This window comes from Paenibacillus ottowii (assembly GCF_006874425.1).
GTDB classification, from domain to species: Bacteria; Bacillota; Bacilli; order Paenibacillales; family Paenibacillaceae; genus Paenibacillus; species Paenibacillus ottowii.
In genome coordinates this window covers 1-6,907 of the sequence record NZ_VIJZ01000023.1, presented here as the reverse complement: position 1 = coordinate 6,907, position 6,907 = coordinate 1, and the positions used below count along the sequence as shown (strand labels likewise).

Genomic DNA, 6,907 nt, shown 5'->3' with positions numbered 1-6,907 from the left:
CGGACCTCGTGCATATGCGGGGCCAGGGCTGCAACCGTTGGATACTGGAACAAATCCTTCATGTCCAGCTTATAGCCCGCCTGGAACGTACGGGATGCGATTTGGATGGCCTTGATGGAATCGCCGCCCAGATCAAAGAAATTGTCCAAAATACCGACCGTCTGTAGCCCCAGCACCGACTGCCAGACCGCTACCAAAGCGCGTTCTTGCGCTGTACGCGGCTCGGCATAATCGACTCCAGTTTGCAGGCTGCCTTCCGGTGCTGGCAAGGCCTTGCGGTCGATTTTGCCATTGGGACTCAGCGGCATTTGCTCCAGCTGTACAAAGTAGGACGGTACCATGTAGCTTGGCAGCTCTCGGCCCAGCTCACTTCTCAGCTCGCTGGCTCCTAGCTCTTGTCCCGCGACATAGTAGGCCACCATTTGTTTTTGGCCCGTTTCGTCTGCACGAGCCATGACAACCGCTTCTCGTACCGAATCCACTTGCAGCAGCTGCGTTTCGACCTCACCCAGCTCAATCCGGTACCCGCGGATTTTCACCTGATGGTCGATCCGGCCCAGATATTCAATGTTTCCGTCCGGCATCCATCTCGCCAAATCGCCGGTGCGGTACATCCGTTCGTATCCGGCTTCCCCACCGGCAAACGGATCTTTCACAAATTTCTCGGCCGTCAGCTCTGGACGGTTCAGGTACCCTCGGGCTACACCGACACCGCCGATGCACAGCTCCCCTGCAACCCCAATCGGCTGCAATTGCTCCGTGCCTTCCTTCACGATGTACAAACGAATGTTTTGAATCGGTTTTCCGATCGGGATCACCGCATATTCCTCATCCGGCTCGCAATCAAAGTACGAGACGTCCACCGTCGCTTCGGTCGGACCATACAGGTTGACCAGCTTCGCTCCGGTCAGGCTCCACACAAGCCGCTGGAACCTCGCCACATGCTGTGGCGGCAACGCTTCGCCGCTGGCAAAGACATGGCGTAGCGTGCCCAGCTTCGCTTGCATCACTTCCCGTGGCTGCTGCTGCACATACTCCAGGAACGCATGCAGCATGGCCGGCACAAAGTGCATCGTGGTCACGCCGTCGCGGGCAATCGTGTCCACGATGTCTTCCGGATTCTTTTCCCCGCCCACAGACAGCAGGCTTACCTTCGAGCCGACCATCGACCACCAGAACAGCTCCCACACCGACACGTCGAAGGTGAAGGCGGTCTTTTGCAGAATGGTATCTTCTGCACTCAAACCGTAACGATCATGCATCCACAAAATCCGGTTCAGCACGGAATGGTGCTCTACCATTACGCCCTTCGGTTTTCCCGTGGAGCCAGAGGTATATATGACGTACGCAACATGGTGCGGTCCGGCCAGTGGCTCCAGATTGGAACTGTCTTCGTGATAAATGTGCTTGCCACCCTGCTCCTGACGATCCAGCACCAACACCTGGCCGTTGAAACTCAGCGATGCTTGCTCCGCCAGATGCGATTGCGTCAGCACCAGCTTCGCACCTGAGTCCTCCAGCATAAAGCGGATACGATCGGCCGGATATTCTGGATCAATTGGCACATAAGCTCCGCCGGCCTTCAGGATCGCATAGATGCCCACGATCATGTCTAGTGAGCGGTGAACCAGAATGCCCGCAGGCTGATCCGGTTCAACCCCTTGCGCACGCAGGGTGCGTGCGAGACGGTTGGCTCGTTCGTTCAGCTCACGATAGGTCAGCGACTCTTCACCACACAGTACCGCGACTTGCTCTGGCGTGTTCGCGGCCTGCTGCTCAAACAGACTGCTTAGCGTCTGATCCTGCGGATAGGATGCTGCTGTATCTCCCCATACCTGCACGATTTGCGCTTGTTCTTCCGGCGTTACCAATTCCAGCTCATCCACACGGATATACGGGTTGTCTACGATTTGTCCGATGATGTGGTCCATATGACCCCGGATACGCTCCATTGCAGACCGGTTATACACCAGAGCATTGTATTCAAGCAGGATAGAGATATCCTCATCTGGCACGACAATCAGGTTAAAATCGTAGTTGGTTTGCTCCGCAATTGCCACATTAGCAATAGAGAGACCTGTGTGTGCGTCTGCTTCGCCGGAATCAATCGCCTGAGCTATCTTTTGCCCAATCGGATAGTTTTCAAAGACCATGATGTGATGAATCAGGTCTTGTTTTTGTTCAGTCAGTGCCTGAATGTCATACAGTGGGAACGTGTCATATGGACTGGAGGCCAGAGCCTGTTCTTGTGTACGCTGCAATACTTCAGCAAATGTTGCATCCCGTTCACTGTAAATGCGTACTGGAATTGTATTTATGAACAAACCGATCATATTCTCCACGCCTTCAATCTCTGCTGGACGCCCAGATACCACACTACCAAATACGACATCCTGATTATTATTGTATTTCTGTAAAATAACACCCCACGCAGTCTGCAAAAGCGTATTAATCGTTACTTTCTGTTGCTTTGCAATACGTTTCAATACTGTACTCCGTTCTTTACCTAGCCCGAAGGTCACCTTTTCCGAAACATACCCGGAATTTGAACTTCCACCGCTTTTGTCTGCATCTTGATCCCGATTTATTATAGAAGCTTGCGCGTTCTCACCAAGCAGCAAGGTCTGTTGCTCAAAACCTGCCAAATAGTCACTCCAATAACGGGTCGCCTCCTGTGCGTCTTGATGTTCCAACCATTCGATATAGTCACTATACGGCTTGACAGGTGCGAGCTCTGGCTGCCTGTTTTTCAACAAGGACGAATACGCACTTAGCACTTCTTCCATTACGAGTGACAAACACCAACCGTCCATCACAATATGGTGGAAGCTCCATACAAAACGGTATGAGTGATCCCCTGTACGGAAGATAGCTAGGCGTATAAGTGTGTCCTTGCCTAAATCAAAGCCACGAGCTTTGTCCTGGGACACAAATTCAGCTACAGCGTGTTCACACCCTCTGACATCCTCATAATGGAAGTCCAGATCTTTATGACGATAGACAACCTGCAATGGTTGACCATGCCAGCCACTGTAGAAATTTGTCCGAAAAATAGCATGACGGCTTACGAGCAGCTTTACGCTTTCCTCGAACATACCCGGCTCAAAATCTCCTTCAAGATCAAACGTCAACTGTTCAAAATACACTTCGGTTTGTGTATTCATCAAACTATGGAACAGCATGCCCTTTTGTATTGGCGTTAGCGGATACACATTTTCCAATTCCCCAACCGTCTTTGTCTGCTCCTTAATCGTATCTAGTTGCTCCAGGGTCAGACCTTTGAACAGTACATCACTTGGAGTCAATTCGGTCCGCTCCCGTGTCACACAATGCTCGATCATTTCAAGCAGATTGGCTTTTAGCAGATTAGCCAACATTTGGATGGTGTCCCTACGGAAGGCTTTGCCGTTATACCGAATGTCGAGTTTCAGGATGCCGTTCATTACGATTCCGCTCACATCGAGAGCATGTTTCATTTTCGTCCGGTCACTATTGACCGATCCAATCGAATAAGGAGACATACGAATATCGCTGTTTGGCAAGTCTTGATCAACCTGTCCGAGATAGTTAAAGCTCACTTGTGGCTCGGCAAAAGCTTGATGTTGACCAAAGTTCAGTACATCTGCCTGCTGACTAACCACTTGACTAGATTCACTCAAATATCTCCAGATTCCATAGCCCATTCCCTTATTCGGAACATGACGTAGACTCTCTTTAACCTGTTTGATGCGTCCCGATAAAGTAGGATCACTGCCCATGTCCAGCCATACCGGATATTGAACTGTAAAACACCCTACCGTACGAGAAAAGTCCGTATCTGGTAAAATCTCCTTCCGTCCATATCCCTCTAGGTTGATCAGACTGCGTTCATACCCCATCCACGTGTATAGCATCATGCCTAATGCAGTCAGCAGCAAATCGTTCACTTCCGTGTTATATGCGCGGTGTGCTTCCTTCAATAGTTTTGATGTCTCTTCTTCCGTAAGCTGGAGGACTACTGTATCCGTGTCAGTCAAGGTAAACGAGTCGGCCTGTATTTGATCCTCAGGCAAACGTACTTGGTCAGCTAAAGCGGCTGCGTTCAGTTGCTCCCAATAGGCGCGATCACTTTCCATAGCTGTGCTATTCGCATAAGTGGAAAGTTTTTGAGACCAGGAACGGAATGAATCCGTTTTGTCCGTTAATCGAAGTACTTCTTGATGAACGGCTTGCTCATAAACTGTGGCTAAATCCTCTAACACAATGTGCCACGATATCTCGTCCACCACCAAATGGTGAATCACCATCAACAGACGGTCTCCATCTACACAGTGGAACAAGCCAGCCTTCAACAACGGCCCTTCATGAAGTTGAATACTACTGTGAATTTCACTGGCTTTCGCCTCAATGGCTGCGCTGAGCGTGGCTTCATCCGTCAAGTACGTAAAGTCCACCACATCCAGATGATATAGCTCACCTTCCTGTACGCCACGGTTCCATGCTTCATAGCCTTGCTCTGTCTTGCTGAACACCATCCGTAGAGCATCATGATGCTCTGTCAGCTTCATGAGCGCCTGACGTAGAGCGATTTCGTCAAAGCCCTTCTCCAGGTGCAACATAACCGCCTGATTAAATGGATATGCCTCCACTTGACCCTGTTCTACAAGCCAGTATTGAGTCGGCGTTAACGCCACTTTCCCCGTGACCTCGCCTTGCTCGGTTGTTTGCTTGTCTGCTAACCGAAGATGCGAAGCCAGTTCCTTCACGCTTGGATATGTGAACAAGTCCTTCATATTCATCTTGTACCCTGCTTGAAGTAGTCGGGAAGAAAATTGAATCGCCTTGATGGAGTCGCCGCCCAGATCAAAGAAGTTGTCCAAAATACCGACCGTCTGCACATTCAGGACAGACTGCCAGATTGCTACGAGTGCCCGTTCCGCTCCAGTGCGAGGCTCTACATACTCCGCTCCGCTTTGCAGACTGCCTTCTGGTGAAGGCAGAGCCTTGCGGTCGATTTTACCGTTTGGACTCAGTGGCATCTGCTCCAGCTGTACAAAGTAGGACGGCACCATGTAGCTTGGCAGCTCTCGGCCCAGCTCACTTCTCAGCTCGCTGGCGCCAAGCTCTTGCCCCGCAACATAGTAGGCCACCATTTGTTTTTGGCCCGTTTCATCTGTACGAGCCATAACAACCGCTTCTCGTACCGATTCCACTTGAAGCAGCTGCGTTTCGACCTCGCCTAACTCAATCCGATACCCCCGGATTTTCACCTGATGGTCAATCCGTCCCAAATATTCGATGTTCCCGTCCGGCATCCATCTCGCCAAATCGCCAGTGCGGTACATCCGCTCATAACCGGTTTCCCCTTCAGCAAACGGATTGGCTACGAATTTCTCCGCCGTCAGTTCTGGACGGTTCAAGTAACCACGGGCTACGCCAACACCGCTGATGCACAGCTCCCCTGCTACCCCAATCGGCTGCAATTGCTCTGTGCCTTCCTTCACGACGTACAGACGAATATTTTGGATCGGTTTCCCGATTGGAATCACTGTATATTCTTCATTCGGTTCGCAATCGAAGTACGACACGTCCACCGTCGCTTCAGTTGGACCGTATAGATTGATCAGCTTCGCCCCAGATAGACCCGACACGAGCCGCTGAAACCGGGCCACATGCTGTGGCGGCAATGCTTCACCACTGGCAAAGACATGGCGCAGTGTACTCAGCTTCGCTTGCATCACTTCGCGTGGCTGCTGTTCCACGTATTCCAGGAACGCATGCAGCATGGCCGGCACAAAGTGCATCGTGGTCACGCCATCGCGGGCAATCGTGTCGACGATGTCTTCTGGGTTCTTTTCCCCGCCAACCGACAGCAAGCTCACTTTTGAGCCGACCATTGACCACCAGAACAGCTCCCACACCGATACGTCGAAGGTAAAGGTGGTTTTTTGCAGAATCGTATCTTCCGCACTCAAGTCATAGCGATCATGCATCCACAAAATCCGGTTCAGGACTGAGTGATGCTCCACCATGACGCCCTTTGGCTTTCCTGTCGAGCCGGAGGTGTAGATGACATACGCGACATGGTGCGGCCCGGACAGCGGCTCCAGATTGGAGCTATCTTCATGGTAGATATCCTTGTGTTCCAGTACTAGCACCTGGCCGTCGAAACTCAGCGATGCTTGCTCCACCAGATGCGATTGCGTCAAAACCAGCTTTGCTCCTGAGTCCTCCAGCATAAAACGAATGCGGTCGGCCGGATAGTCTGGATCAATCGGCACGTAGGCTCCACCCGCTTTGAGGATCGCATAGATGCCTACGATCATGTCCAGCGAGCGTTGTACCAGAATACCTACCGGCTGATCTGGTTCTACTCCTTCTGAACGCAAGGTGCGTGCAAGACGGTTAGCTCGCTCGTTCAGCTCACGGTAGGTTAAAGATTGATGCTCCCAAACGACAGCCATACGATCCGGCGTGCGTTCCGCCTGCTCCTCAAACAGCTTTTGGATCGTTTGATGGCTTGGATATGCAGAAGCCGTCGCATTAAACGCTCCTGTTATCTGCTGCTTTTCTGTCGCTGTGAGTAGTTCCAGCTCTTCAACGCGAACATGCGGGTTGAGCGAAATTTGCTCCAATAGCCGTGCAAAATGTCCATGCAGACGCTCAATGCCTGCTTGATCAAAGCTGAGCGCGTTATACATAAATCGAATCTTGATGCCTTCACCCGGCATAACGAGCATATTCAGATCGTAGTTAGTTTCCTCTGTAGCCACCACATTCGAAATCGTAAATTTATCCTGTCCCTCGCTGCCCAACTGCTCTACCTGCTGCTCCACCGGGTAATTTTCAAATATCATAATATGGTTGATTAAATCCTGCTTCTGCTCAGTCAGTGCTTGGATTTCATACAGCGGGAACGCATCATAGG

Annotated in this window: 1 protein-coding gene; it reads right to left on the bottom strand. The window is 51.2% G+C overall.

Going from position 1 to position 6,907, the window contains the following annotated elements:
* Positions 1-6,907: non-ribosomal peptide synthetase (locus FKV70_RS25655; RefSeq protein ID WP_142614962.1), on the bottom strand; the 6,907-nt coding region annotated here is incomplete at both ends.